General features: G+C 70.9%; 24 protein-coding genes. 9 read left to right on the top strand and 15 right to left on the bottom strand.

All coding sequences use genetic code 11. The annotated features are described in order from the left end of the window. Positions 1-84: 84 nt before the first annotated feature. Both AB0L91_RS32155 and rarD read right to left on the bottom strand, forming a co-directional pair. A complete protein-coding gene (locus tag AB0L91_RS32155) occupies positions 85-1,014 on the bottom strand; it encodes an ADP-ribosylglycohydrolase family protein (protein WP_365016371.1) in 930 nt (309 codons plus the stop codon). Between the two features lie 115 nt (positions 1,015-1,129). Continuing rightward, positions 1,130-2,053 (bottom strand): EamA family transporter RarD, encoded by a 924-nt coding sequence (gene rarD / locus AB0L91_RS32150; protein ID WP_365016369.1) that lies wholly within the window; start codon positions 2,051-2,053, stop codon positions 1,130-1,132. Between the two features lie 35 nt (positions 2,054-2,088). On the opposite strand from rarD, the gene AB0L91_RS32145 reads away from it, so the two are divergent. Further along, positions 2,089-4,512 (top strand): HAD-IC family P-type ATPase, encoded by a 2,424-nt coding sequence (locus AB0L91_RS32145; RefSeq protein ID WP_365016367.1) that lies wholly within the window; start codon positions 2,089-2,091, stop codon positions 4,510-4,512. 80 nt (positions 4,513-4,592) lie between these two features. Further along, positions 4,593-5,411: a PhzF family phenazine biosynthesis protein gene (locus tag AB0L91_RS32140; RefSeq protein ID WP_365016365.1), complete on the top strand. Its 819-nt coding sequence runs from the start codon at positions 4,593-4,595 to the stop codon at positions 5,409-5,411. A gap of 81 nt (positions 5,412-5,492) precedes the next feature. On the opposite strand, the gene AB0L91_RS32135 is transcribed toward AB0L91_RS32140, so the two are convergent. Continuing rightward, positions 5,493-7,577 (bottom strand): MMPL family transporter, encoded by a 2,085-nt coding sequence (locus AB0L91_RS32135; RefSeq protein ID WP_365016363.1) that lies wholly within the window; start codon positions 7,575-7,577, stop codon positions 5,493-5,495. A 111-nt stretch (positions 7,578-7,688) separates the two neighbouring features. Here AB0L91_RS32135 and AB0L91_RS32130 point away from each other — a divergent pair, with 111 nt between their 5' ends. From AB0L91_RS32130 to AB0L91_RS32120, 3 genes are all read left to right on the top strand, one after another. Continuing rightward, entirely contained in the window at positions 7,689-8,846 is a 1,158-nt protein-coding gene (locus AB0L91_RS32130; protein ID WP_365016362.1) for a histidine kinase, read from the top strand. Beyond that, positions 8,843-9,502 carry a response regulator transcription factor gene (locus tag AB0L91_RS32125; RefSeq protein ID WP_357349158.1) on the top strand — a complete coding sequence of 220 codons (660 nt, stop codon included), beginning with the start codon at positions 8,843-8,845 and terminating at the stop codon, positions 9,500-9,502. The genes AB0L91_RS32130 and AB0L91_RS32125 overlap by 4 nt, the downstream gene beginning before the upstream one ends. Before the next feature lie 159 nt (positions 9,503-9,661). Next, on the top strand, positions 9,662-10,303 hold the full coding sequence (locus tag AB0L91_RS32120; RefSeq protein ID WP_365016360.1) for a hypothetical protein: 642 nt from the start codon (positions 9,662-9,664) through the stop codon (positions 10,301-10,303). Between the two features lie 39 nt (positions 10,304-10,342). Here the strand turns inward: AB0L91_RS32120 and AB0L91_RS32115 are convergent, their stop codons facing one another. The 3 genes from AB0L91_RS32115 to lspA are packed head-to-tail and all read right to left on the bottom strand — an operon-like array spanning position 10,343 to position 12,607. Continuing rightward, positions 10,343-11,074 (bottom strand): hypothetical protein, encoded by a 732-nt coding sequence (locus AB0L91_RS32115; protein WP_365016359.1) that lies wholly within the window; start codon positions 11,072-11,074, stop codon positions 10,343-10,345. Further along, positions 11,067-11,993 carry an RluA family pseudouridine synthase gene (locus tag AB0L91_RS32110; RefSeq protein WP_357349152.1) on the bottom strand — a complete coding sequence of 309 codons (927 nt, stop codon included), beginning with the start codon at positions 11,991-11,993 and terminating at the stop codon, positions 11,067-11,069. The genes AB0L91_RS32115 and AB0L91_RS32110 overlap by 8 nt, the downstream gene beginning before the upstream one ends. Further along, the gene (lspA, locus tag AB0L91_RS32105; protein ID WP_357349150.1) at positions 11,990-12,607 is read right to left on the bottom strand and encodes a signal peptidase II; all 618 of its coding nucleotides are present in this window, start codon (positions 12,605-12,607) and stop codon (positions 11,990-11,992) included. The genes AB0L91_RS32110 and lspA overlap by 4 nt, the downstream gene beginning before the upstream one ends. Positions 12,608-12,755: 148 nt before the next feature. Between lspA and AB0L91_RS32100 the strand changes: the two genes are divergently transcribed. Beyond that, positions 12,756-13,646 (top strand): hypothetical protein, encoded by an 891-nt coding sequence (locus AB0L91_RS32100; protein WP_355284324.1) that lies wholly within the window; start codon positions 12,756-12,758, stop codon positions 13,644-13,646. Then, entirely contained in the window at positions 13,643-14,347 is a 705-nt protein-coding gene (locus AB0L91_RS32095) for a hypothetical protein (protein WP_365016357.1), read from the top strand. Before AB0L91_RS32100 ends, AB0L91_RS32095 begins: the two co-directional genes overlap by 4 nt. 6 nt (positions 14,348-14,353) lie before the next feature. Here the strand turns inward: AB0L91_RS32095 and AB0L91_RS32090 are convergent, their stop codons facing one another. After that, on the bottom strand, positions 14,354-15,214 hold the full coding sequence (locus AB0L91_RS32090; RefSeq protein WP_357349146.1) for a TIGR03619 family F420-dependent LLM class oxidoreductase: 861 nt from the start codon (positions 15,212-15,214) through the stop codon (positions 14,354-14,356). A gap of 155 nt (positions 15,215-15,369) precedes the next feature. Between AB0L91_RS32090 and AB0L91_RS32085 the strand changes: the two genes are divergently transcribed. Beyond that, positions 15,370-15,840, top strand: coding sequence for a VOC family protein (locus AB0L91_RS32085; protein WP_357349144.1), 471 nt, complete (start codon positions 15,370-15,372; stop codon positions 15,838-15,840). An 8-nt stretch (positions 15,841-15,848) separates the two neighbouring features. Here the strand turns inward: AB0L91_RS32085 and AB0L91_RS32080 are convergent, their stop codons facing one another. After that, on the bottom strand, positions 15,849-16,268 hold the full coding sequence (locus AB0L91_RS32080) for a Rieske (2Fe-2S) protein (protein WP_355284308.1): 420 nt from the start codon (positions 16,266-16,268) through the stop codon (positions 15,849-15,851). Between the two features lie 176 nt (positions 16,269-16,444). Between AB0L91_RS32080 and AB0L91_RS32075 the strand changes: the two genes are divergently transcribed. After that, the gene (locus AB0L91_RS32075) at positions 16,445-17,419 is read left to right on the top strand and encodes an NAD(P)-dependent alcohol dehydrogenase (RefSeq protein ID WP_365016356.1); all 975 of its coding nucleotides are present in this window, start codon (positions 16,445-16,447) and stop codon (positions 17,417-17,419) included. 6 nt (positions 17,420-17,425) lie between these two features. Here the strand turns inward: AB0L91_RS32075 and AB0L91_RS32070 are convergent, their stop codons facing one another. The 7 genes from AB0L91_RS32070 to AB0L91_RS32040 form a co-directional block, all read right to left on the bottom strand. Then, positions 17,426-18,046: an LON peptidase substrate-binding domain-containing protein gene (locus tag AB0L91_RS32070; RefSeq protein ID WP_357349458.1), complete on the bottom strand. Its 621-nt coding sequence runs from the start codon at positions 18,044-18,046 to the stop codon at positions 17,426-17,428. Between the two features lie 79 nt (positions 18,047-18,125). Beyond that, entirely contained in the window at positions 18,126-20,069 is a 1,944-nt protein-coding gene (gene acs, locus AB0L91_RS32065) for an acetate--CoA ligase (RefSeq protein WP_365016354.1), read from the bottom strand. 76 nt (positions 20,070-20,145) lie between these two features. After that, positions 20,146-21,780: a cation acetate symporter gene (locus tag AB0L91_RS32060; protein ID WP_365016352.1), complete on the bottom strand. Its 1,635-nt coding sequence runs from the start codon at positions 21,778-21,780 to the stop codon at positions 20,146-20,148. Next, entirely contained in the window at positions 21,777-22,133 is a 357-nt protein-coding gene (locus AB0L91_RS32055) for a DUF485 domain-containing protein (protein ID WP_355284299.1), read from the bottom strand. The genes AB0L91_RS32060 and AB0L91_RS32055 overlap by 4 nt, the downstream gene beginning before the upstream one ends. Before the next feature lie 151 nt (positions 22,134-22,284). Beyond that, positions 22,285-24,039 carry a cation acetate symporter gene (locus AB0L91_RS32050; protein WP_365016350.1) on the bottom strand — a complete coding sequence of 585 codons (1,755 nt, stop codon included), beginning with the start codon at positions 24,037-24,039 and terminating at the stop codon, positions 22,285-22,287. Positions 24,040-24,065: 26 nt separating this feature from the next. After that, a complete protein-coding gene (locus AB0L91_RS32045) occupies positions 24,066-24,431 on the bottom strand; it encodes a hypothetical protein (RefSeq protein WP_357349134.1) in 366 nt (121 codons plus the stop codon). Next, entirely contained in the window at positions 24,428-25,225 is a 798-nt protein-coding gene (locus AB0L91_RS32040; RefSeq protein WP_357349132.1) for a LytTR family DNA-binding domain-containing protein, read from the bottom strand. Before AB0L91_RS32040 ends, AB0L91_RS32045 begins: the two co-directional genes overlap by 4 nt. Positions 25,226-25,232: the final 7 nt, after the last annotated feature.

Here is a 25,232-nt window from a genome sequence, read left to right as displayed (position 1 = left end):
GGGCGATATGTCGTCCGCGGCGGCAGCGTTCGTGCGTCGATGTCGGCATGGCCGACCCGTGGGAGATGGCGCCGGGCGGGACCGTCAGCGGGAGTGGGCGGCGATACGCTGTGCCAGATCCGGTAGATCGGCGCCGGTCAGGCCGGGATAGCCGTGCAGCAGCGACCGCCAGCGCGCCGGGACCGCGGACGCGCCCCAGCGCGCACCGAGCAGACCGCCCGCGATGGCGGCGGTGGTGTCGGTGTCGTTGCCCGCGCGCACACAGGCTTCCAGCGCGCGGGGCAGGTGCTCGGGCGTCGACTGGTCGGTGCTGGTGATCGCCCACCAGGCCGTCTGCAGGGCGTGCACCACCCAGCCGTTGTTCGGGAAGTCGGCGGGGGTGCCCTTCTCGGCTTCGTCGAGGCGTTCGTTCCAGTACGCGGCTTGTGTTGAGCCACAGACATATTCACGCACACCGTCGAAGTCGGCGTGCAGCACCGCATGCCGCACGGCGTAGGTCCAGATCTTGCACGCCTCGACGGCGTGCTCGTCGAAGTGCGTCAGCATCCCGATCCGGCCCGCCGCCGCGACACAGGCCGTGGGATCGTCCAGATAGGCCAGCGCGACCGGCGCGGTCCGCATGAGCGAGCCGTTGCCCCCGGTGCGGCCCGACAGCGACATCGCCACCGCCTGCATGCTCAGCGCCGACGAAGGCCGGGCCGACAACACATTCCGGGTCTGGTTCCCGATGTCGGGCGGCACGCTGTCGTACCAGGCGACGAACCCCGCCGCGACCGCGTCCAGGTCGATCCCGGGCCCGTTCACCGCCGCCAGCACGATCGCCAGCGCCATCGAGGTGTCGTCGGTCCACTCGCCCGGTGCCCAGTGGAACGGCCCGCCGCCGACCATGTCGATCACCGCCCCCGGACCCGGCACGGTGAACTCGTAGCCCGCGCCCAGCGCGTCCCCCGCGGCCCCGCCGACGAGCACCCCCGCGACCCGATCAGAGAACCCCGCATCATGCACCGAACCCACCCCTCTCGGGCGCCCGCTCGCCGTTTGTCCAGCTGTCGACCCTACCGGTCGGATTGTGAGACACACCAAGCTTTCGCCCCCGGCGCGCCCGTGTCGCGCGGCGGATTCGGCCCGGTCAGGGCGTGGTGACCTCGTCGGCGGGCGCGGGGACCGCGCTCTCGCGGCGCGTCCGTCGCGCGCGGCGCAGGGCGTCGGTGGTGAAGACGGCCAGCGCGGCCCAGATGAGGGCGAAGCCGGCCCACCGGGAGGCGGGCATGGGCTCGTGCATGACGGCCACGCCCCAGGCCATCTGGAGCGCGGGAGTGAGGTACTGGAGGATGCCCATGGTCGACAGCGGGACCCGCTGGGCGGCGACCGCGAACAGCAGCAGCGGGATCAGGGTGACCGGTCCGGTGGCCAGCATCAGACCGAAATGGGCGGGGGTGGAGGTGAATTCGGTGCGGCCGGTGGCCATCAGCGCGATCAGGAAAGCCACCGCGAACGGCACCGCGACGATGCCCTCGGCGGCGATGCCGCGCAGCGCGTCGAGCGGGATCACCTTCTTGACCAGACCGTAGGTGGCGAACGAACAGGCCAGCACCAGCGCGATCACCGGCGGCCTGCCGTAGTCGACGGTGAGCACCACCACGGCCAGCGCGCCGAGTCCCAGCGCCACCCATTGCGCGCGGGCCAGCCGCTCCCGGAACAGCACGACACCGAACGCCACCGTGACAAGCGGATTGATGAAGTACCCCAGCGCGCACTCCACGACATGCCCGGAATTCACGCCGTACACATAGGTGCCCCAGTTGATCGCGATGGCCGCCGAGGCCGCGGCCGCCAGCCGCCAGGTCCGCGCGTCGATCCCGCGCATCGCCCGCAGCCGCCCGGTCAGCGCCAGCACGATCAGCACGACGACCAGCGTCCAGATGATGCGCTGGGCCACCACCTCGGCCGCCGACGCGAACGCCAGCAACCCGAAGAACGCGGGGAACAGACCCCAGATCAGATAGGCGCCGGTACCGAAGACGACACCGGGCGGGGAGGGGCTGCGCTGCATTCATCCCATGTTACGACTGACGTAGCCTGACGAGCATGTCCATTTCCGTGCAGGAGCCCGCGGCGACCGGGCTCACCGCAGCACAGGTCGAGGAACGACGCCGCGACGGGCGAACCAACGATGTCCCGGCCAGAGCGAGCCGGTCCGTGCGCGAGATCGTGCGCGCGAACGTCTTCACCCGGATCAATGCCATTCTCGGTGTGCTGTTCCTGCTGGTGCTGTCCACCGGCTCGATCATCGACGGTATGTTCGGCCTGCTCATCGTGGCCAACAGCGCGGTCGGCATCATCCAGGAGATCCGGGCAAAACGGACGCTGGATCAGCTGGCGATCGTCAGCCAGGCCAAGCCGACGGTGCGCCGCGACGGCGTCGCCCAACAGGTCGCGCCGGGCGAGGTGGTGCTCGACGACCTGATCGAGCTGGGCCCGGGCGACCAGATCGTCGTCGACGGCGAGGTCGAGGAGGCCGCCGCGCTCGAGGTCGACGAATCGCTGCTCACCGGCGAGGCCGACCCGATCGACAAGGGCGTCGGCGCCCCGGTGATGTCGGGCAGCTTCGTGGTGTCGGGGTCGGGTGCCTACCGCGCGACCAAGGTCGGCAAGGACGCCTACGCGGCCAAGCTGGCCGAGGAGGCCAGCAAGTTCACCCTGGTGCACTCGGAGCTGCGCTCCGGCATCGACAAGATCCTCAAGTTCATCACCTACCTGCTGATCCCGGCCGGGGCGCTGAGCATCTACAACCAGCTGGTCTCGAGCGAGGAGTCCTGGCGGCCCGCCGTCACCGGCATGGTCGCGGCGCTGGTGCCGATGGTGCCCGAGGGTCTGGTCCTGATGACCTCCATCGCGTTCGCGGTGGGCGTGGTGCGCCTGGGCAAGCGCAACTGCCTGGTGCAGGAACTGCCCGCGATCGAGGGCCTGGCCCGCGTCGACGTGGTGTGCGCCGACAAGACCGGCACCCTCACCGAGAACGGCATGCGGCTGTCGCAGATCGAACCGCTCGGCGCCTTCGATGAGGACCAGGTGCGGCAGGTGCTGGCCGCCCTCGCCGGCGACGACCCGCGCCCGAACGCGAGCGTGCAGGCCATCGCCGAAGCCTTCCCGGAGTCGCCGGACTGGTCGCAGACCGCCATCGCCCCGTTCTCCTCGGCCAAGAAGTGGAGCGGCATCTCCTATGGCGCCCACGGTGATTGGCTGCTCGGCGCGCCCGACGTGCTGCTCGATCCCAGCTCCGCCGACGCCGAGCGGGCCGAACACCTCGGCTCCTCGGGCCTGCGTGTGCTGCTGCTGGCCCGCTCCGATCGCCCGGTCGACGCCGACGACGCGCCCGGCCGGGTAGAGCCCGCCGCCCTCGTCGTGCTCGAACAGCGGGTCCGCCCCGACGCCAAGGGGACGCTGGAATACTTCGCGAGCCAGCACGTCTCGATCAAGGTGATCTCCGGCGACAACGCCGTCTCGGTCGGCGCGGTGGCCTCCTCGCTGGACCTGCCCGGCGGCGATCACGCCGTCGACGCGCGCTCGCTGCCCGAGGACCGCGACGCACTCGCCGACGTCCTCGAGCGCGACACCACCTTCGGCCGCGTGCGCCCGGATCAGAAGCGCGCCATGGTCGGCGCGCTGCAGTCGCGCGGGCACACCGTCGCCATGACCGGCGACGGCGTCAACGACGTGCTCGCGCTCAAGGACGCCGATATCGGCGTCGCGATGGGCGCGGGCAGCCCGGCGACGCGCGCGGTGGCCCAGATCGTGTTGCTGGACAACAAGTTCGCCACGCTGCCGTATGTGGTGGGCGAGGGCCGCCGGGTGATCGGCAATATCGAGCGGGTCTCGAATCTGTTCCTCACCAAGACCGTGTACTCGGTGCTGCTGGCGTTCCTGGTCGGCCTGGCCGGGGTCGGTTCGCAGATCTTCGGCTACGACCCGATCGGTTATCCGTTCCTGCCGCGCCACGTCACCATCGCGGCCTGGTTCACCATCGGCATCCCGGCGTTCATCCTGTCGCTGGCGCCGAACAACGAGCGCGCCCGCACCGGGTTCGTCGGCCGGGTCATGCGCCTGGCGGTGCCCTCGGGCGTGGTGATCGGCGTGGCGACGTTCGTGGCCTACCTCATCGCCTACGCCGGGCCGGAAGCCACGGAGACGCAGAAGATCCAGGCGGGCACCACCGCGCTGATCACCCTGATCATGATCGCGGTGTGGGTGCTGGCGCTGGTCGCCCGGCCGTACACCTGGTGGAAGGTGGTGCTGATCGCGGTGTCGGTGCTCGCCTACATCGCGCTGTTCACGATTCCGTTCACCCGGGAGTTCTTCAAGCTCGACCCGTCGAACCCCCGGCTGACGCTGGCCGCGTTCGTCTGCGGCGCGGTGGGCATCGTGCTGGTGGAGCTGGCGTGGTGGGTGCAGGCGCGACTGTCCGGCAACGCGGGCAAGTTCGCGCCCGCGGTGGGTGCCCAGGGCGCCTGAGACCGCGCTGACCAGGCCGGGTTTGCCTCGAGAACCCTTGCGCCGGACGCACATTCGGTGTTGGAGTACCTTTGCGCACTATGGAGGTATTGCTGCACCAGATCGACGCGTTCGCCGACGCACCGTTCTCGGGCAACCCGGCCGCGGTCATGCCGCTGCCCCGCTGGCTGCCGGACGCGCTGCTGCAACAGCTGGCCGAGGAGAACAACCTCGCCGAGACGGCGTTCTACACCTCCGAGTTACCCCCGGACGCCGGCGGCCCGCCCGGCGAATGGCCCGCGTTCCACCTGCGCTGGTTCACCCCGGCGGTCGAGGTGGACATGTGCGGGCACGCCACGCTGGCCTCGGCCACCCAGATCATCGAGGACCTGCACCCCGAGCACGATCGGGTCAGCTTCTACACCCGCTCGGGCTGGCTGCACGTCGACCGCACCGATGACGACGAGTACGTCCTGGATCTGCCCGCGCTCGCCTCGGTGCGGGTCGACCCCGATCCGGCCCTGGTCGCCGCGCTCGGCGTCACCCCGGTCCGCGCCTTCACCGGCCAGGACGAGGTGATCGTCCTGGCCTCCGAGGACGAAGTCCGCTCCGCCGCACCGAATCTCGGTGCCTTTCCGGCCCTGGCCCGTGGCGCGATCATCACCGCGCCCGGCACCGCCACCGATGTCGTCTCGCGCCTGTTCGCCCCCGGTGTCGGCATCCCGGAGGACCCCGTCACCGGTTCGGCGCACGCCCAGCTGGTCCCGCTGTGGAGCCGCGAGCTCGGCCGCACGACGCTGACCGCCCGTCAGCTGTCCCGGCGGGGCGGCACGCTGCGCGCCGAGCTCGCCGACGACCGGGTGCTGCTGCTCGGACGCTGCCGCCGCTACCTCGACGGTGTGGTCACCCTGCCCGACTGAGCCTGGTCGCGCGCCGCATCTCACGCACACGAGCGGCGCCCCTCCGGCCGGGACGGGCGCCGTCGTACCGCGCTGGTGCCGCTAGGTGACCCGGGACAGGCTGTCCGCCACCGGCTCCCGGCGATCCTCCCGTAGCTCCGATCGGGTCGGCCTGCCCAGCGGCCACCACACCCGATCACCCGCGAGGAAGGTCAGCGCCGGGACCAGCACCGTGCGCACGAGCAGCGTGTCGAGCAGGACCCCGAACGCGACCGTGAAGCCCAGCTGCGCCAGCGAGACCACCGGCAGCGTGGTGAGTACGGCGAAGGTGGCGGCCAGCACGATGCCCGCCGAGGTGATGACCCCGCCGGTGACGCTGAGACTGCGCAGCATGCCCGCCTTGGTTCCCACGTCCGCCGCTTCCTCGCGCGCCCGGCTGACCAGGAAGATGTTGTAGTCGACGCCGAGCGCGACCAGGAACAGGAACGCCATCAGCACCAATCCGGAATCCAGGCCGTGGAATCCGAAGACGTGCTCGAACACCAACACGCTCGCCCCCAGCGCCGCCGCGAAGGACGCCACCACGGTGAGCACCAACCCGATCGGCGCGACCAGCGCGCGCAGCAGCACCGCGAGCACCACCGTGACCACCAGCAGCACGAGCGGGATGACGACCCTGCGGTCGTGCGCCGAGGCCTCGGCGGTGTCCAGGTTCGCCGCGCTCGGCCCGCCGACGACGGTGCCGGGCGCGGTCGTGGCGAGGGCACCGCGCAGCCGGTCGATGGTCGCGGTCTCGGCCGGGGTGCCGGCGAGATCGCGCGGGAGCGCGGTGATTTCGCTGATCCCGGCGCCGTTGCGCCCGTCCTCGACCTCGGCGATGCCGGGATCGGCGCGGACCGCCGCCACGACCGCGTCCCGTGATCCGGTGGGGCTCACGATGGTCAGCGGGGTGCCCGCGCGGGCCGGGAAGTGCTCGGCGATCACCCGCAGGCCGGTGACCGACTCGGGCGCGTTCACGAATTGGTCGGCGCGAGAGAGCGAGTCGGTGTTGCCGAGCAGGCCCAGACTCAGCCCGCCCAGCACCGCCAGGGCGGCGACCGCGCTGATCGCGGGCCTGTCGGCGATGGCGGTCCCGATCCGGACCCACAGCCCCGAGGTGGTCGGCGCGGCGGTGCCCGGTCGCGGAATGCGCGGCCAGAAGATCCACCGCCCGCACACCACCAGGATCGCCGGGAACAGCGTCACCATCACCACGACCGTGCAGACGATGCCCGCCGCCCCGACCGGCCCCATGCCCGCCGCGCTGTTCATGTCCGCCGCCAGCAGGCACAGCAGGCCCAGGCTCACCGTGGCCGCCGAGGCCGCGATCGCGGGGACGGTGCGCCGCAACGCCGCGACCATGGCCGCCCCGACCTCGGCCGTGGTGCGCAGCTCTTCGCGATACCGGGCGACGATCAGCAGCGCGTAATCGGTGCCGACGCCGAACACCAGGATGGTCAGCACCGCCGCGCTCTGGTCGTTGACGGTGATGCCGAACGCGCGCGTCAGCCCGTACACCGCCGCCATCGCGGCCACATTCGCCACCACCACCGAGATCAGCGGGAGCAGCCACAGCAGCGGACTGCGGTAGGTCAGCAGCAGGATCACCGTGACGACGAGCACGGTGACGATCAGCAACCGCTCGTCGATCCCGTCGAACGCGCCCTCGAAGTCGCCGTCGAGAGCGCCGGGACCGGTCACCGAAACTGACAGTCCCGCAGGATGTTCGGCGACCACGGACCGCAGATCGGCGAGGTACTCGGCTGGTTCGCCATGGGTCGCCGCCACCAGGAGCGGATACATCACCGCCGCGCCGTCCTCGGCGGTCACGGGCTGCTCGGGACCGGCGGTGCTGCCGTATTCCGCACGGAGCGAGGCGTAATGGCCGGTCGCCGCCTGCCGATCGGCCTCGGTGAGCCCGCCTGGCCGGTGATACACCACCAGGAAGGTGTTCTCGGTGCCGCCGGGCAGCGTCGCCGAGAGTTCTTCGGCCAGGGTGGATTGCGCCGCCGCCGGGAGATAGTCGGTTTCTTTGTCGGACTTCGCCGCGTCGAGCGAACCGGCCAGCGGGAACAGGGCGAGTACCGCCGCGACCCACAGCCCGATCAGCAGCCACGCGCGTGCTTTCGAGGGGAACAGGAATCTCATGCGAGCAGCGTCGCGCCGGATCCGCGCCGAATCGTCCGCCCACGGGCCGGTCTCGCGGATACTCCGCGCGGAGTACGCACGGTGCTCGCGGCTGCCGGACAATGAACGGCGATGCACAGGCGATGGTGGACCGACGGCGCGCTCGCCGCGGCGGTGTTCGTCGGGGAGCTGGTCCTCGCGCGGGCGTTCGCCGAACAGCGCCCGCTCGACGTGGTCGGGGTGGCGCTGCTGGCCGGCACGACGGTGCCGCTGGTCGCCCGGCGCCGGGCGCCGATGATCGTGCTGGCCGTGCACGTGCTGTTCGCGCTCGGCTATCACACGCTCGAGTACCCGCACGAGGCCGCGTTCCCGTCGACGATGGTCGCGCTCTACACCGTGGCGGCCGACGGGAATCGCCGCCGCACGTTCGTGGTGATCACGGCGGTGGTCCTGCTCGGGGTCGGCGGCATGCTCGCCTCGCCCGAACTGGGTGAGAACCTGCCGCTGCAGGCCTTCGGCACGACCGGCTGGATCGTGGTGTCGTGCGTGGCGGGCGAGGCCGTCCGGCTGCATCGCGCCTACCTCGGTGAGGTACTGGCCCGCGCCGAACGCGCCGAGCGGTCGCGCGACGAGGAGGCCGAGCGCCGGGTCGCCGAGGAACGGCTGCGCATCGCCCGCGATCTGCACGACCTGCTCGCCCACACGATCACCGTCATCCAGGTGCAGGCCGGGGTCGCCGGGCACCTGCTCGCCGAGGGGCACGACGACCCGGCCGTGCTCGGCGCCGCGCTCGACACGATCACCGACGCGTGCGTCGACGCCAGGGCCGAACTCCGGGCCACCGTGGGTGTCTTGCGCGCGCCCGGCGGCGATTCGCGCTCGCCGCTGCCGACGCTCGAGCACCTCCCGGTGCTCACCGACACGGTCGCGGCTGCGGGTGTCGTGGTGACCACGACCGGCACCGGCCGGGTCCGGGCTCTGTCGCGCACCGTGGAACTGGTCGCCTACCGGATCATCGGTGAGGCGCTGACGAATGTCGTAAAACATTCGGGCGCGCAGGCTGTCCGGGTCGGCCTGGACTATCGCGACACCCGGCTGATCGTCACCATCGCCGACAACGGCCGCGGAACACGGTCGACGACCACCGGATTCGGGATCAGGGGGATGGCCGAGCGCGCCGAGGCGATCGGTGGCACCTTGCGGGTAGACGGCACGGCCACCGGCTGCACGGTGACCGCGGACCTGCCGCTGTCCTCGGCGGCTGTCGAATCCGGCAGGGGCGCACCATGATCCGTGTCGTGCTCGCCGACGATCAGGCACTGGTCCGCGAAGCTTTCGCGCTGCTGGTCGACTCGGCACCGGACCTGACCGTCGTCGGGCAGGCCGCCACCGGCGCCGAGGCGATCGCGCTGGCCCGGTCCGAACGCGCCGATGTGGTCGTGATGGACATCCGGATGCCCGAACTCGACGGCATCGCCGCCACCGCCCGGATCGCCGCCGACGAGGACCTGGCCGGGGTGCGCGTGCTGGTGCTCACCACCTACGACACCGACGACAACGTCCTGGCCGCGTTGCGCGCGGGCGCCAGCGGATTCCTCATCAAGGACACCAGGCCCGCCGCCTTGCTCGCCGCGATCCGCACGGTCGCCGCGGGGGAGTCGCTGCTCTCGCCGAGCGCCACCGCCGCCGTCATCGCCCGGGTCCGGGCCGTGCCCGATCCCGCGCCGCGACCGTCGCTGGGCACTCTCACCGACCGCGAACTCGATGTGCTGATCCTCGTCGCCAAGGGGATGTCGAACGCCGAGGTCGCCGAGACCCTGGTGGTGAGCCCGCTGACGGTGAAGACCCACGTGAGCCGGATCCTCGCCAAACTGCTGGCCCGCGACCGGGTACAGCTCGTCATCGCCGCCTACGAAGCCGGATTGGTCATCCCGGGTCCGGGCTAGGCCGGTCACGAAAAGCCTGCCTCATCTGCGAAAACAGGAACGATTCCGATTCAGCCTTGTGTATACGTATACTTCTACATATAGTTGGACGTAGCCGGAGCGGAACCGCATCGGAGTCAGCCCGGCACGTTCCTTCCACCCCTTCCCAGGAGTATCGCCATGTCTACTTTTCAGACCCCGGACCCGATCACCGTCACCGTCGACGTGCCGTGTGGTGACGTGGTCGTCACCGCCTCCGACCGCACCGACACCGTCGTCGAGGTCCGTCCCGCCGACCCGTCCAGCAAGAGCGACGTCCGCGCCGCCGAGCAGGTGCGGGTCGAGTTCGCCGCGGGTGCGCTGACCGTGCGCTCGCCGAAGAGCAAGTGGTACTCCGGTGCGTTCAGCGGCAAGTCCTCGGTCGAGGTGCGCATCGAGGTTCCGGCCGGTTCCGAAGTGAAGGCCTCGACCGCGCTCGGTCGCCTGGTCGGCGCGGGCGATCTCGGCGAGTGCGACCTGGAAGTGGCCGCCGGTGACATCACGGTCGAGCGCCCGCGCGGGTCGGTGACCGCGAAGACGGCCAAGGGCGACATCCGGATCGGCGAAGCCGCCCGCGGGGTGTTCCAGCTGGAGACGTCGATGGGCGAGCTGGTGGTGGGTGTCCGGGCCGGTACCGCCGCGCACCTGGAGACCTTCGCGGCCTGCGGCTCGGTCGCCAACGACATCGCCGCGGTCCCCACGCAGAGCGAGCACGCGGTGCGCGTCTTCGCCCGGAACATGTACGGCAACATCACCATCGGTCACGCCGCCGTCGCGGCGTGACCCCGCTGGCCGGTGGCGCCTGTCGCCGACCGGTTCGGGCTACTCGGCGGGGACCGGGCCGTCGTCGGGCGTCGGCGCGATCACCCCGGTCGACTCCGGCAGCAGCGGAGCCACCGCGAAGCGGCCCGCGATCGCGTCGGCGGGCAGCGCCTGCACCGCGCGGACACCGGGTCGCGTTGCCAGCTCCCGCAATTGGGGGAGGGTACCGCGCACGACCAGCCCGGCCGTGCACGCGCAGCCCGCGCGCAACCTGGCCTCGGTGACCCGGGCGATATCGGCACTGCGCTGATCCCGGAACCGCTGGGCGGCCACCAGTCCCGCCGCCGCGTCGGCGGAGCGCACGGCCGGTTCGTCACCGGCCGGGGTCGCGACGGTGATCACCGGAGTCTGGACCCGGTCGATCGGGACGTGCTGGATCACACCCGCGACCCGCAGGCCGTCGGCGGCGGCCGGGATCTGTTGCGCGGTCAGGTAGTCGGTGAACGACACCAGCGCCCAGTGCGGATCGGTGTCGGCGCCGTCGAGCGAGGCGCGCGCCTCGCGCAGATAGTCCTCGACCTGCTCGCCCTGGGCGGGACCGAGCCGATCGGTCGTCACGCCCATCGGCGGGCGGGGATTGAGGATGCCGAGCACGACGACGACCACAGCCAGCACCACGGCCGCGGCGACGAACAGCGCCGTCCGCCCCGCTACGCGGCGATCCCCGGCGCTCCCGCGGTCGTCCGGTGCCGGGTCCGGCACCGGTTCGGACGACCGCGGGTCGTCAGGCATTGCGCAGTACGTCCAGTGCGCCCGCCAGGTCGTCGGGGTACTCGCTGGTGATCTCCAGCCAGCGACCGTCGGCGGGATGGTGGAAACCGAGCTGACGCGCGTGCAGCCACTGCCGTTCCAGCCCGAGGCGCTTGGCCAGGGTCGGGTCGGCGCCGTAGGTCAGGTCACCGGCGCAGGGGTGGCGGACGGCCGAGAAGTGCACCCGGATCTGGTGGGTGCGGCCGGTCTCCAGGTGGACATCGAGCAGGCTGGCCGACTGGAAGGCTTCGATCGTGTCGTAGTGGGTGACACTGGGCCTGCCGTCGCCGGTGACCGCGAACTTCCAGTCGTTGCCGCGCGCCCGCCCGATCGGCGCGTCGATGGTGCCGCTGCTCGGATCGGGATGTCCCTGCACCAGCGCATGGTATTGCTTGTCCACCGTGCGCTGCTTGAAGGCGCGCTTGAGCATCGTGTAGGCGTGTTCGGACTGGGCGACCACCATCACGCCCGAGGTGCCGACATCCAGGCGATGCACGATGCCCTGCCGCTCGTGCGCGCCCGAGGTGGAGATCCGGTAGCCCATCGCGGCCAGGCCGCCGACCACGGTCGGGCCGGTCCAGCCGACACCGGTGTGCGCGGCGACGCCGATCGGCTTGTCCACCGCGACGATGTCGTCGTCGGCGTAGAGGATCTTCATCCCCTCCACCGGGGTGGCCTCCACCGTCAGCTCGCGCTTCGGTTCGGGGAACACCACTTCCAGCCACGCGCCCGCGGTCAGCCGGTCCGACTTGCCCGCGGCGACGCCGTCGAGCTGCACCGAGCCCTCCTCGGCCAGCGCGGCGACCGCGGTCCGCGACAACCCGAGCAGCCGGGACAGGCCCGCGTCGACCCGCATCCCGTCCAGCCCGTCGGGAACGGGCATCGTCCTGGTTTCCCTCACGCGGTCTCCTCTGGGTGCTTGCGACCGCTGCGGGTGCCGTCCGGCTCGAACCCGAACACGGTGAGTGCGACGAGCAGGATCGCGCCGCAGACGATGGCCGAGTCGGCGACGTTGAACACCGGCCACCAGCCGACGGCGACGAAGTCGACGACATGGCCCTGCAGCGGGCCGGGGTAGCGGAAGATCCGGTCGACCAGATTGCCCAGCGCGCCGCCGAGCACCATGCCCAGGCCGATCGCCCACCACAGCGAGCGCAGCGTGCGCCCGATCCGGATGACGCCGATCACCACGGCCGCGGCGATCAGGGTCAGGAGCCAGGTCATGCCGGTCGCCATCGAGAACGCCGCGCCCGGGTTGCGCACCAGGGTGAACCGCGCGAAATCGCCGATGATCGGCACCGATTCGCCGGGATCGATGAAGGCCACGGCGAGGCACTTGGTCAGCAGGTCGAGGCCGAACAGCACGACGGCGATGATCAGCAGCGTCGTCAACCGGCGGCGACCAGCGGGTTTGTCCGTTCCGGTGGGCTCGGGCGCGGCGTCGGGGGCCGGTGCCGCCGAGTCGTCGCCCGTCTCGGGAACGGCAGCGTTGTCGGATGGCCGGTCTTCACTCACGCGACCATCATTCCCTAGTGGCGATCCGCGCTGCGCCGCGGTGCCCGGGAGTCCCAGCTGTTACTCAGGAAGCGGTCGTACCCTGATGGCTGTGACGGTGTTGTCTAGTTCTCGCTTACCCCGCATCGCGCGTCCCGGGGTGTTACTCGTGGCGCTCGTGCTCGGGTTCGCGACCTTCGGCGCGGGGTGCGCCGACCGGTCGGCATCGCCCGCCGATGTCGAGGGCACCGAGCCGCTCGGCATCGGTAAGGAAGTGACGGTGCCGATCACGGCCGCCGTCACCACCCTGGTCTCGGCCGGCGACGAGCCGCGCGATCTGCTGCGTCCCCGCTACCCGGCGGGCACCACGCAGGAGGTGACGCTGTGCACCGACTACCGGATCCAGCAGCAGGTCAACGATCAGCCCGCCCGCGACTTCTCGCCGGCCGCGCTGACCATCCCGATGACCGCCCGCGCCGGCACCGACGGGGTCGACGTCACCGTCGGCACCGTCACCACGCCGGACCCGGTCCTGAACAAGGCGTTCACCACCGCCGACGGTTCGCACGCGGGCCTGGAGATGAGCGACCTCGGCGCGATCACCGAACTGCGCCTCGCGCCGTCGCCGGATACCCCCAACACGGCGCGCGCCGCCCTGGAACAGGCCTTCTACCAGGCCGTGTACCGCTCGATCGCGTTCCCCGACGCGCCGGTCGGCGTGGGTGCGGTATGGACGGTGCACCAGGAGATCACCGGCGGCGTCACCCTCGACCAGATCACCACCGCCACCCTGACCAGCCGCGACGGCGACCGGCTCACCATCGACCTGCAGGTGACCCAGACCCCGACCGAGAAGGTGTGGATGCTGCCCAACAACGCGGGCTCGCTCGAGATCGAGGGCTACGTCATGGAGGGCACCGGCACGATCACCGTCGATCTCGGCCTCCCGCTGCCGGTCTCGGGGGCCATCGATGTCGGCGGTCAGCAGATCTACCGCGACGCGCGCAGCGTGAGCACCCTCGTGCAGACCCAGTCGACGCGCGTCTCCTGGACCGAATGATGCGGTCGACCCTGCTGCGCGCGAGCGCGGCCGCGTCGGCCTGCGCCGCGCTCGCCGGTGTCGTCGGTTGTGGTTCCGACGACGAGCCCGCCGGTTCCTTCCCCGCGGCCGCCACGGCGGCGCCGGGCAGCGGCACGGTGATGCGCGATCCCGCCCAGCTCGCGGCCGGGCTGCTGGCGGCACCGGATCTGCCCGGCGACTTCAGTGTGGTCCCGCCGCGCACCGGCGACGACGGCCCGGCCGTGCCGCCCGCGGCGCCCACCGATCCGCCGGACTGCGGCCGGCTGCTCAGCTCGATCGCCGAGCAGCGGCCCGGCTCGTCGGCGGCCGCGTCGGTCCAGTTCGCCGGGCCGAGCTACGCCACGATCGATATCGATGCCGCGAGCTACCCCGATGCCGCGCTGGCGGCCGCCTTCGACGCGGTACAGGCGCAGCCGCGGCGCTGCGCCGCCTACACCGGCGACGACGCGGGCGTGCACATCGACTACCGCACCACCGCCCTCAGCCAGCCGCCCGCGGGTGACGCGAGCTCGGCCTTCACCCTGACCGCCACCAGCGAAGGCTTGACGCTCACCTCCGCGACGGCCCTGGTGCAGGTCGGCAACACCCTGGTCCAGGTCGTGGTCACCGCGCCGGAGACCGTGGACCCGGGGGTGCTCGCCGACCTCACCGCCGCGCAGGTGCGCAAGCTGCGCGGCTGAGGCGCCTCAGCTGGCGGCGGGCACCGGCGGCGCGATCTTGCCGCCGAGATGGGCGATGTAGCCGCGCACCTCGTCGGCGGAGCGGTCCGGCATCCCGAAGACCACCTCGGTGACGCCGAGTTCTTCCCACTGCGCGAGCTGAGCGGCGTCGTAGCGGCCGGCCAGCGCGATCACGCGTGGCGTGCCCTCGCGGCCCGCCTCCCGCCAGACCCGGTGCAGCAGCGCGATCTTCTCACCGAGGTCGCCCTCGGTCGGGGTGGTGATCCAGCCGTCGGCGTGCTGGGCCAGCCAGCCGAAGGACTTCTCGGTGCCGCCGGCGCCGAGCAGGACCGGGATCGTCGGGCTGGTCGGCTTCGGCCACGACCAGCTCGGCCCGAACCGCACGAATTCGCCCTCGAACTCGGCTTCCTCCTGCGACCAGATCGTGCGCATCGCGTCGAGGTGCTCGCGCAGCACGGTGCGCCGCTTCTTGGGCGGGACGCCGTGGTGGGCGAGTTCGTCGGTGTTCCAGCCGAATCCGACGCCGAGCTCGACCCGGCCGCCGGCCAGATGATCGAGCGAGGCGATGGTCTTGGCGAGGGTGATCGGATGGTGCTCGGCGGGCAGCGCGACCGCCGTCGACAGGGTGATCCGCTCGGTCACCGCGGCCGCCGTCGCCAGCGCGACCCACGGATCGAGGGTGCGCAGGTAGCGGTCGTCGGGCAGTGAGGAGTCTCCGGTCTGCGGATGTGCCGCGGCCCGCACCACCGGGATATGGGTGTGCTCGGGGACGTAGAACGCGTCGAAGCCCGCGTTCTCGGCCGCCAGCGCGGCGTCGGCGGGCGTGATGCCCCGGTCACTGGTGAACAACACGAGCCCGTAGCGCATGTTCCGGCCCTCCGGATCAGACAACAAAACTGAAACAAGTTCTACCAGTCTTTCGGGCCTGCCGGAAGACCGTTCACCGGATGACCTTTCCCCGGCGAGTGGAGGGGAATAGGCTCTGAACGGTCCGAGCATCAACCTCGACCCGGAGGTATCCGATGTCTGATGTTTCCCCGTTTCCCGCTGGTTATCCGCGTATCTGTCCTGGCATCTCGTGTGCGGGCGCCGGTGCCGCGATCGATTTCTACATCGCCGTGTTCGGCGCCACCGAGCGCATGCGCATGCCAGGTCCGGACGGCACCGTCGCGCACTGTGAACTCCTCGTCGGCGACTCTGTTCTCATGGTCGGCGACCCGGCGCCGGAGATCGGGTTCCCCGATCCGAAAGAGGTCGGTGGTTCGCCGGTCAACCTGATGGTCTACGTCCCCGATGCCGACGCCGCGTTCGCCGCCGCCCTCGGCGCGGGCGCCACCGAGATCAACCCCATGACCGACCAGTTCTACGGCGACCGCAGCGGCTCCTTCGAGGACCCGTGGGGCCACCGCTGGACGGTGGCGACCCACATCGAAGACGTCACGCCGGAAGAGATGCAGCGCCGCATGGACGAGATGATGAACGCGGCGGGCTGATCGCGGCCTCAGGCGGGCACGATCGAATCACCCTCCACCCGTACCGGTTTCGCCGGCAGCGGCGCCGTGGCAGGACCCGCGGTGACGCTGCCGTCGAGGCCGAACCGGCTCCCGTGGCACGGGCAGTTGATCGAGCCGTCGGCGACCGAGCCGACCCGGCAGCCCGCGTGCGTGCACGTCGAGGACAATCCGACGAAGGTCCCCGCCGACGGCTGGGTGATCACCGTGTCCCCGACGATCACCCCACCCCCCACCGGCACATCGGCGGTCTTCGCCAACGCCCCCGTCGGCCCGCCGACGGGGGCCTGCGCCGCCGCGGGCGCACTCTCGTCCTTGCCCGCGCAGGCGGCCACGGTCGCGGCCGCGGCGAGCACCCCCGCGCCGACGACTACGGTCCTGCGGTCGAGCTGTATCTCGTTACTGGTCATCGTGGAACTCCGATCGGAACTAGCGACGTAGGCGGTGGCCGGGCGGTCCGACCGCTCCTTATCGGTTCAACGGGATCGGCGGGTCCCCGGTTCGAACTCCCGGCGGATGATCCGGGACCATTTCTCGGGGACTTCCCCGATGTGGGTGGGACCGGCACGGGCCTACTGTCACGCACGTGAAGGCGATCGTGCAGCAGGTATACGGATCTTCGGCGATGCTGGAGGTCGCGGAGGTCGAGCGGCCCGTGGCGGGGGACGGGCAGGTGCTGGTGCGGGTACGCGGGGCGTCGGTGAACGCGCGGGACTGGCACATCATGCGGGGCGATCCGAAGATCGTGCGGTGGGTGGACCGGTCGGTGTTCGGGCGGCGCGGTCCCGCGCGGCCGATCCACGGCGGCGACTTCGCGGGGACCGTCGAGGCAGTCGGCGCCGGGGTGACGGATCTACGGCCGGGTGACGAGGTGTACGGCGAGTCGACCAGCGGCGCGTTCGCCGAGTACCTGGCGGTGGACCGGTCGGTGGTGGGTCGCAAACCCGCGGGGCTGAGCTTCGCGGAGGCGGCGGCCGTGCCGCTGGCCGCCAACACCGCGCTGACCTGCCTGCGGCATGTGACAGCGGGGGAGCGGGTGCTGATCATCGGGGCGTCCGGTGGGGTCGGCACCTTCGCCGTGCAGCTCGCGCTCGCCGCGGGCGCCGAGGTCACCGGGGTGTGCAGCACCCGCAATGTCGAGCTGATCCGCGGGCTCGGCGCCGCCCGGGTCGTCGACTACACCCGCGACACGGTGACCGGCCGCTACGACACCGTCCTCGATCTGGCGGGCAGCCGGGGTCTGCGCGAGCTGCTGCGCCTGGTCGAGCCGACCGGCACCCTGGTGCTGTCCGGTGGCGGAAACTACACCGGCGGCAGCCTTTTCGGTCCGCTCGGGCTCATGGCCCGCGCCCAGCTCAGCCGCCCGTTCGTGCGCCCCACCGTCCGGGTGCCGACGGCGAAGCAGAGCAGCGCGGCGCTCGACGAACTCCGTGCCCTGATCGACGCGGGCCGGGTACGGCCGATCATCGACCGGGCGTACCCCCTCGACGAGGTCCCCGCCGCCATCCACTACCTGGAGACCGAGCACGCCAGGGCGAAGGTCGCGATCACCGTCGGCTGAGCGCCGTCACTGCAGGCGGAACTCCATCATCGCGATCGCGTCGTCGACCGCGACGATGAGATTCTCCAGCCGGGTGTACGGGTCGGGCGCCGACAGCGCCGCCTGCCGGTCGGTCGGCCCGATCGGCAGGCGCGCGGCCAGCTCGTAGGAGCGCACCGTCGGGTCGTCGGAGAGGTCCTCCAGCGACGCCGACGGCGGTGGCCGCCGGATCCCGGAGCGGCGCGCGAGCTGCGCGGTGAGCGTGTGCAGCCGATCGGCGCGTTTGCGCAGGTCGGCCAGCAGTTCGCTGTCGTCGGCGCCGATCTCGTCGGGCCACGCCGTCACCTCGGCGCGCGGGTAGGGCGCGTCGGGGAGCCACTCGTCGACCCGGATCCGTTCGGTGCCCGCGCAGCGCAACCGGAACCGTGAGCCCGACAGCTCGACGACATCGGTGATCCGGGCCAAGACGCCGAGATCGGTACGAACCTCACCGCCACCGACCTCGTGCCCCCGCGCGATCAGGACCACACCGAACTCCGGCTCCCGCCTGCCGTCGAGGCAGTCCTCGACCAGCGCGACATAGCGCGGCTCGAAGATCTGCAACGACAGCGGCTCGCCGGGCAGCAGGACCGCGCCCAGCGGGAACATAGGGATCTCCACCCTCACAGCATGCCCGCTGTCACGGACACCGTGCCCCTCCGACATGCGTGCGCGACGGATCGCCGGGTCATCCCTTCGCGATCGCTTCGAACACGGTCGGGTCGACCAGCGTGGACGTGTCACCGAGTTCGCGGCCCTCGGCCACGTCACGCAGCAGCCGTCGCATGATCTTGCCGCTGCGGGTCTTGGGCAGTTCGGGGACGAGGTGGATCTCGCGCGGCCGGGCGATCGGGCTGATCTCCAGCGAGACGGCGGCCTTGAGCTCGGTGACCAGCGCGTCGGTGCGCTCGGCCGACCCGGTGAGGATGACGAAGGCGACGATGCCCTGGCCCGTGGTCGCGTCGCTGGCGCCGACGACGGCGGCCTCGGCCACGGCCGGGTGCCCGACGAGCGCGGACTCGACCTCGGCGGTGGAGATCCGGTGGCCGGACACGTTCATCACGTCGTCGACCCGGCCGAGGATCCACAGGTCGCCGTCGGCATCGAGCTTGGCGCCGTCACCGGCGAAGTACCAGCCCTCGGAAGCGAAACGCTGCCAATAGGTTTCACGGAACCGATCCATGTCGTTCCAGATGCCGCGCAGCATCGACGGCCACGGCTGATCCAGCACGAGCAAGCCCGAGGCGTCGTTGCCCAGCGGGGTGCCGTCGTCGTCGACGACCTTCGCCGAGATACCGGGCAGCGGTGCGGTGGCCGCGCCGGGCTTGGTGTCGGTGACGCCGGGCAGGGGGGAGATCATGATGGCGCCGGTTTCGGTCTGCCACCAGGTGTCGACGATGGGGGTCTTGTTCGCGCCGATGACGTCGCGGTACCAGCGCCAGGCTTCGGGGTTGATCGGTTCACCGACCGAGCCGAGCAGGCGCAGGGTGGACAGATTGTGGGCGTCGGGGATCTCGCGTCCCCATTTCATGAAGGTGCGGATGAGGGTGGGGGCGGTGTAGTAGATGGTGACGCCGTACTTCTCGATGATGTCGAAGTGGCGGTGTTCGTTGGGGGAGTTGGGGGTGCCTTCGTAGACGACCTGGGTGGCGCGGTTGGCGAGGGGTCCGTAGACGATGTAGCTGTGTCCGGTGACCCAGCCGATGTCGGCGGTGCACCAGTAGACGTCCTGGCCTGCTTTGTGGTCGAAGACGTTGTGGTGGGTGTAGGCGGCTTGGGTGAGGTAGCCGCCGGTGGTGTGCAGGATGCCTTTGGGTTTTCCGGTGGTGCCGGAGGTGTAGAGGATGAACAGGGGGTGTTCGGCGGGGAAGGGCTGGGCTTCGTGGGAGGGCGAAGCGAGCGAGACGGTTTCGTCCCACCACAGGTCGCGCACCGGCGTCCACGGCACGTCCAGCCCGGTGCGCCGCACCACCAGCACGTGCTCGACCGAGGTCGGCTCGTCGCCGAGGGCCTCGTCCACCGCCGACTTCAGCGGGGCGGGCTTGCCGCGCCGCCACTGCCCGTCAGTCGTCACGATCAGGCGCGCCTGCGCGTCGTCGACGCGCTGCCGCAGGGCCGTCGGCGAGAACCCGGCGAACACCACCGAATGGGTGAGCCCCAGGCGCGCGCAGGCCAGCATCGAGACGATCGCCTCGGGCACCATCGGCATGTAGATCGCGACGCGATCGCCCGCCACCAGCCCGAGCGCGGTGAACGCGTTGGCGGCGCGCGAGACTTCCTCGAGCAGTTCGCGATAGGTGATGTCGCGTGAGTCGCCGGGTTCGCCTTCCCAGTGGATGGCGACCTGGTCGCCGTGTCCGTCGATGACGTGGCGGTCGACGCAGTTGTAGGCGACATTGAGCTCGCCGTCGGCGAACCAGCGCGCGACCGGGGCGTCGCTCCAGTCCAGTACCTGGGTGAAGGGCGTGTGCCAGTGCAGCCGGTTCGCCTGCTCGGCCCAGAAACCGGCACGATCGATGGTGGCCCGCTCGGCGAGCGAGGCATCGGCATTCGCCTGCGCGACGAACTCCGCGGCGGGCGGGTAGCTGGTCGCGTGGTCGGGCCGGGTGGGGTCGGTGACTGCACCGGTCACAAGAAATCTCCTTCGAACGAACAGGGGTGAAGCCCGTGCCGGTGGTGGGAGGGCACCGGCACGGGCTGGGGCAACGTCAGTGCGAGATCGCCTTCTCCGCACCGACGCCGGTCAGTGCCCGGACTTCCATCTCCGCGGCCTTGGCGGTGTCGACCTGCTCGCCGCGGCCACCGGCGTAGGTGCCGACGATGCCGAGTACGAAGGCCAGCGGAATGGACACGATGCCGGGGTTGGACAACGGGAACCAGTGGAAATCGGTCCCGGTGATCATCGAGGTCTTGGTGCCCGACACCGCCGGGGAGAACACGATGAGCACGATGGTCGAGATCAGGCCGCCGTACATCGACCACAGCGCGCCGGTGGTGTTGAAGCGCTTCCAGAACAGCGAGTACAGGATCGTCGGTAGGTTCGCCGCCGCCGCCACCGCGAACGCCAGCGCCACCAGGAACGCGATGTTCTGGCCGTTGGCGAGGATGCCGAGCCCGATCGCGAGCACGCCGATCACCACGGCGGTGATCCGCGAGACCCGCACCTGCTTGCGCTCGTCGACATTGCCCTTCTTGATCACGCTGGCGTAGATGTCGTGGGCGAACGAGGCCGACGCGGTGATCGTCAGACCGGCGACCACGGCCAGGATCGTCGCGAACGCGACCGCCGAGATCACGCCGAGCAGGATGACACCGCCGAGCTCGAACGCCAGCAGCGGCGCCGCCGAGTTCTGGCCACCCGCCGCGGCGAGGATCTTGTCCGGGCCGACGATGGCCGCCGCGCCGTACCCGAGCACCAGGGTGAACAGGTAGAACGCGCCGATCAGGCTGATCGCCCAGACCACCGAGCGCCGCGCCTCTTTCGCGGTCGGGACCGTGTAGAAGCGCATCAGCACGTGCGGCAGACCCGCGGTGCCCAGCACCAGCGCCAGACCCAGTGACAGGAAGTTCAGCTTCGAGGTGTCGCTGCCGCCGTACTGGGCGCCGGGCGCGAGCACATCGCGCGCGGCGACGGCCTTGTTGGTCGACTCGCTCACCGATTCCTGGGCGGCGCCGAGGATGTCGGAGAAGTTGAAGCCGAACTTGGCCAGCACCAGCACCGTCATCAGCGCGGCGCCCGCGATCAGCAGCACTGCCTTGATGATCTGCACCCAGGTGGTGCCCTTCATGCCACCGACCAGCACGTAGACGATCATCAGCACGCCGACGATCGCGATCACGACCGATTGACCGGCGCGGCTGGAGATGTCGAGCAGCAGCGCGACCAGGCCACCCGCGCCCGCCATCTGCGCCAGCAGATAGAACAGCGACACGGTCAGCGTGGTCAGCGCGGCCGCGGTGCGCACCGGGCCCTCCTTCAACCGGAAGCTGAGCACGTCGGCCATGGTGAATTTGCCGGTGTTGCGCAGCATCTCGGCCACCAGCAGCAGCGCGACCAGCCAGGCGACGAGGAAGCCGATCGAATACAGGAACCCGTCGTAGCCGTAGACGGCGATCGCGCCCGCGATGCCGAGGAAGCTGGCCGCCGACAGGTAGTCACCGGCGATGGCGATGCCGTTCTGCGGACCGGAGAAGCCACGGCCGCCGGTGAAATAGTCGGCGGCACTGGCGTTGTTGCGGCTGGCCCGGATCACCACGACCATGGTGACCGCGACGAACAGCGCGAAGATGGCGATATTGGCGACGGGGTTACCCACCGTCGTGTCCGCGGCAAGGAGGTTCACGCGCGGCCTTCCTCGAGAGATTCGCGAATGGCCGCGGCGCGCGGATCCAGCTCACGATTGGCGAAACGGACGTAGAGCCCGGTGATGAGGAATGTGGAGACGAACTGCCCGAGGCCGAGCAGCAGACCCACATTGATGTTGCCGAAGACCTTCGTGGCCATGAAGTCGTGCGCATACGCGCCGAGCACCACATAGCTCAGGTACCACAGCAGGAACAGCGCGGTCATCGGGAAGACGAAGCGGCGCAGGCGATTGCGCAGATCCTGGAACTGCGGGCTCGCCTGCACGGCGAGCCATTCGTCGGCACTCGGCGTGCGCCGGTCGGGCGCTTCTTCGGTGTCGGTTTCGGTCATGCGGTGATGTCCTAGCGTGCGGAGTGTCGTGCGTGCGATGACCGTAGAACGCGGAGTATGAGCGTGTAATGATGTGGCGTGGGTCACTCGGTGAAGGTGGCCGCCGGTGCGGTGAACGGTCGCTGTGGCGCGACGAACGGTCGGGGTGAGATCAGCGGTCGACGGCGGTTTCCGGCTCGCGGTCGGCGCTCATGCCGAGGCGTTCCGGTGCGTGCAGGCGCAGGAAGATCCCCGCGACCGTGCGCTGATCCTGCCCCTGGGTCACCAGGCTGACCACGATCGTCACCGCGAACGCCAGCGGCACACTGACCGCGCCCGGATAGTCCACGATCGCCGACGGCCAGCCACCGGCCAGCTCGGGCGAGACGCCGCCGAGAACCGCGAGCACCGTCGCGCCACCCGCGGTGATGCCGCCGGTGAGCAGCCCGCTCGCCGCGCCCGCCGCGGTCAGCCCGCGCCACCAGATGCCGAGTACCAGCAGCGGACACAGGGTCGAGGCGGCCACCGAGAAGGCGAGCGCGACCGTGCGGGACAGGTCGAGCGAGGCGACGGTGAGCGCCAGCGTCAGCGGGACGAGCCCGGCGACCAGCGCGGCGGCCCGGAAATCCCGGATCCGCCCGCGCAGCACATCGGTGCTGAGCACGCCGGCGAGGCTGACCAGCAGCCCCGACGAGGTCGACAGGAACGCCGCGATCGCCCCCGCCGCCGCGAGCGCCGCCAGCAGCTGCCCGCCGAGTCCGCCGAGCACCGCGCCCGGCAACAGGACCACCGCGGCGTCGGAGGCGCCGGTGATCAGCAATTGCGGCACGTACAGGCGGGCGAAGACGCCGAGCAGGATCGGGAACAGGTAGAAGACCCCGACCAGCCCGATCACCGTCAGCGCCGTCCGGCGGGCCGACGGACCGTCCCGATTGGTGTAGAAGCGGACCAGCACATGCGGCAGGCCCATGGTGCCGAGGAAGGTCGCCACGATCAGCGAGAACACCTGGTACTGCGGATGTTCGCCACCGAACCCACCGCCCGGCGCCACCCAGCTCGCGCCGTCGGCGGGCGCGCCGGCGACCACCGGCACCGCCGAGCCCGGCTCCAGGATCAGCTCGGAGCCCTCGGTCAGGGTGTGGTCGCCGGGGGTGAGCAGGACCGGCCCGTCCTCGGCCCGGCCGTCGAGGGTGCCGGTGACGCGCACCTGCTGCGACACATCCAGGTGCACCACCACATCGGTCGAGATGTCGACGGTGGTGCGCTGGTCTACCGTCGGTGGCGCGGGGGTGCCGACCGGCCGTTCGTCGGCCAGGAAGTGCAGACCGAGCACCAGGGCGGGCACCGCCACCGCCGTCAGCTTCAGCCAGTACTGGAACGCCTGCACCAGGGTCACCGACCGCATACCGCCGCCGATCACATTCGCCAGCACGATCGCTCCGACCGCGACGGCCCCCACCCACGGCGGGGCCCCGAGCAGCAGGTGCAGGGTCAGCCCCGCACCCTGGAACTGGGGAATCAGATACACCGCGCAGACCACGACGACCAGCCCGGCGGCCATGCGCCGCAACCGGATCGACCCGAGCCGGAACTCCGCGAAGTCCGGGACGGTGTAGGCGCCGGAGCGGCGCAGGGGAGCGGCGACGAACATCAGCAGGCCGAGATATCCCGCGGTGAAACCCACCGGATACCAGAGCGCGTCGGCGCCGTACTTGGCGATCAGGCCCGCGACGCCGAGAAACGAAGCGGCCGACAGGTATTCGCCCGAGATCGCGGCGGCATTCCACCGCGAACCCACCGTGCGCGAGGCGACCAGGAAGTCGGAGGTGGTGCGCGAGAGCCGGACTCCGTAGAAGCCGATCCCGATGGTGGCGAGCGCGGCCAGCAGGAGGGCCGCGATGGTGAGCGCCGGACTGTCCGGTGTCATCGGTGTCGCCTCGTGGTCCGCACGCGTCAGTCCCCGGCCAGTTCGAGGAAGTCGTCCTCGTTGCGCTGCGCCAGCCGCACGTAGAGGCGGCCCACCGCATACAGCGCGGGGAACGCCAGCGCGCCGAGCACGATCCAGGGCAGCCGGATACCGAGGACGGTCGTCGCGGCGATCGCGTCGATCCCGAACAGCACGGGCAGCGAGCCGAACACCGCGACCACGACCAGGCTCAGGCGCAGGGCCAACCCCAGTTGCGCCCGGATCAGGCCCCCGATGAGCGCCGCACCGAGATCGGTCTGCTCCACCACCTCGGTCCGGGTGCGGATCTGGCGGGCACCTCGCCGCTGCGCCAGCACCACCCGTTCCCTGGGCGGCCGCTGCGGACCCGTCACCGCTGGGACCAGTTCTGCCGCGGCCCGTGCACCAGCCGCTGCTTGAGTTCGCGCACCTGGCGCCTGCTCACCGGCAGTTCCACTGCGCCGCCCGCGCCCTCGGCCCGCAGACAGACCACGGTCCCCGTTCCGGTGCTGCGCATCCCGGTGACCAGCCGCAAGGCCACCAGGTACGACCGGTGCACGCGCAGGAATCCCGCGTCCTCCCACCGGGCTTCGAGCGCCGAGAGCGGAATCCGCACCAGATGCGAGCCCGTGCCGGTGTGCAGCCGCGCGTAGTCACCGTCGGCCTCGACCCACGCGACATCGGCCCGGTTCACCAGCGTGGTCACCCCGCCCAGCTCGACCGGGATCACCTCGCTCGGATGCGCGGGTTCCGGCGGCGCCGCCGTGGGCACCGGCACCCGGGCCGCCACGATCCGCCGCACCGCCTCGGCCAGCCGCGCCCCCCGCAACGGCTTGAGCAGATAATCCACCGCCCCCAGATCGAACGCCGCCACCGCGTGATCGTCGTGCGCCGTCACGAACACCACCGCGGGCGGCTCGGCGAACTCCGACAGAATCCCCGCCAGCTCCATCCCCGTGAGCCCCGGCATATCGATATCCAGGAACACCGCGTCGATCGGATGCGCCCGCAACAACCGCAGCGCCCCGGTAGCCTCCCCCGCCCGATGAATCTCCCCGACCCCCACCTGCGTACTCAGCAGATACACCAACTCGTCGAGCGCCGGCTTCTCGTCATCGACAGCGAGCACCCGCAGTGCGGTCGAGTTCTCATCGGTGTTCCAGGTCACAACCTGT

The sequence above is a fragment of the Nocardia sp. NPDC051833 genome, from assembly GCF_040681225.1.
Lineage (GTDB): Bacteria > Actinomycetota > Actinomycetes > Mycobacteriales > Mycobacteriaceae > Nocardia.
This window is presented reverse-complemented; position numbering and strand designations above follow the sequence as displayed.

Bases quoted from the DNA above. Each gene is read 5' to 3' on its own strand.
- rarD (WP_365016369.1), bottom strand. From the start codon at position 2,053: ATGCAGCGCAGCCCCTCCCCGCCCGGTGTCGTCTTCGGTACCGGCGCC.
- AB0L91_RS32145 (WP_365016367.1), top strand. From the start codon at position 2,089: ATGTCCATTTCCGTGCAGGAGCCCGCGGCGACCGGGCTCACCGCAGCA.
- AB0L91_RS32140 (WP_365016365.1), top strand. From the start codon at position 4,593: ATGGAGGTATTGCTGCACCAGATCGACGCGTTCGCCGACGCACCGTTC.
- AB0L91_RS32135 (WP_365016363.1), bottom strand. From the start codon at position 7,577: ATGAGATTCCTGTTCCCCTCGAAAGCACGCGCGTGGCTGCTGATCGGG.
- AB0L91_RS32130 (WP_365016362.1), top strand. From the start codon at position 7,689: ATGCACAGGCGATGGTGGACCGACGGCGCGCTCGCCGCGGCGGTGTTC.
- AB0L91_RS32125 (WP_357349158.1), top strand. From the start codon at position 8,843: ATGATCCGTGTCGTGCTCGCCGACGATCAGGCACTGGTCCGCGAAGCT.
- AB0L91_RS32120 (WP_365016360.1), top strand. From the start codon at position 9,662: ATGTCTACTTTTCAGACCCCGGACCCGATCACCGTCACCGTCGACGTG.
- AB0L91_RS32115 (WP_365016359.1), bottom strand. From the start codon at position 11,074: ATGCCTGACGACCCGCGGTCGTCCGAACCGGTGCCGGACCCGGCACCG.
- AB0L91_RS32095 (WP_365016357.1), top strand. From the start codon at position 13,643: ATGATGCGGTCGACCCTGCTGCGCGCGAGCGCGGCCGCGTCGGCCTGC.
- AB0L91_RS32090 (WP_357349146.1), bottom strand. From the start codon at position 15,214: ATGCGCTACGGGCTCGTGTTGTTCACCAGTGACCGGGGCATCACGCCC.
- AB0L91_RS32085 (WP_357349144.1), top strand. From the start codon at position 15,370: ATGTCTGATGTTTCCCCGTTTCCCGCTGGTTATCCGCGTATCTGTCCT.
- AB0L91_RS32080 (WP_355284308.1), bottom strand. From the start codon at position 16,268: ATGACCAGTAACGAGATACAGCTCGACCGCAGGACCGTAGTCGTCGGC.
- AB0L91_RS32070 (WP_357349458.1), bottom strand. From the start codon at position 18,046: ATGTTCCCGCTGGGCGCGGTCCTGCTGCCCGGCGAGCCGCTGTCGTTG.
- AB0L91_RS32055 (WP_355284299.1), bottom strand. From the start codon at position 22,133: ATGACCGAAACCGACACCGAAGAAGCGCCCGACCGGCGCACGCCGAGT.
- AB0L91_RS32050 (WP_365016350.1), bottom strand. From the start codon at position 24,039: ATGACACCGGACAGTCCGGCGCTCACCATCGCGGCCCTCCTGCTGGCC.